General features: G+C 69.3%; 1 protein-coding gene. It reads left to right on the plus strand.

The window, feature by feature from the left end; translation table 11 throughout:
* Positions 1-700: DNA polymerase III subunit beta (locus CVM50_RS19325; RefSeq protein ID WP_232618304.1), on the plus strand; the 700-nt coding region annotated here is incomplete at both ends.

A 700-nucleotide genomic window follows, 5' to 3' on the forward strand; every position in this document is an offset into this window, starting at 1 on the left:
CAGGCGCTGCGGCTGTTTGATCTGGGTCGGTCCTGCGTCAGCCGCGAGGAGACCCGTTATTATCTCAATGGCACCTTCCTGACGACAAAACCGGAAGTCGGGACGCTGCGCGCGGTCACCACCGATGGCCACCGCATGGCGATCATTGATTGCGACGCCCCGGCCCGCTTCATCGAGGGGCCGCGGATCAACGGCAGCAAGGCGACCGACCGGCCCGACGGCCTCATCGTCCCGGTTCGGGCCGTCGATCTGCTGATCGCGATCGCGCGGAAAGCAGGGAATGCCCCGCTGACCTTCGCTGCTGATGCGCGCCACCTGCTGGTAACGGCCCCCGGGCTTCGCCTGGTGATCCAGGGCATCGACGGCACCTATCCCGATTACACCCGGGTCACGCCGCCGGCCTCCGACGCCTTCACCGCGCATCTGTCGACCAGCGCCCTGAGCCGGCTCCGCACCATCGCCAGTGCGACCTGCTACGGCCGCAGCCTGCCCCTGCGGCTGGATCCCGGCGCGGGGCGCATGTCGCTCAGCATGCCCGATGGCGTCGATCTGAGCATCGCCCTGCAGGGGCACGCCACCAAGGACGGTCAGACCGCCACCTACAGCCTGGCGCTGCTCTCCGAGTTCGCCCGCATCGCCCCCGCCTTCACCCTCTCCAGTGCCGGGCGCGGAGAGCCCGCCCGCATCGTCACCGAGGACC

Origin of the sequence: Pseudooceanicola marinus, assembly GCF_002786295.1 — a bacterium.
Taxonomy (GTDB): domain Bacteria; phylum Pseudomonadota; class Alphaproteobacteria; order Rhodobacterales; family Rhodobacteraceae; genus Pseudooceanicola; species Pseudooceanicola marinus.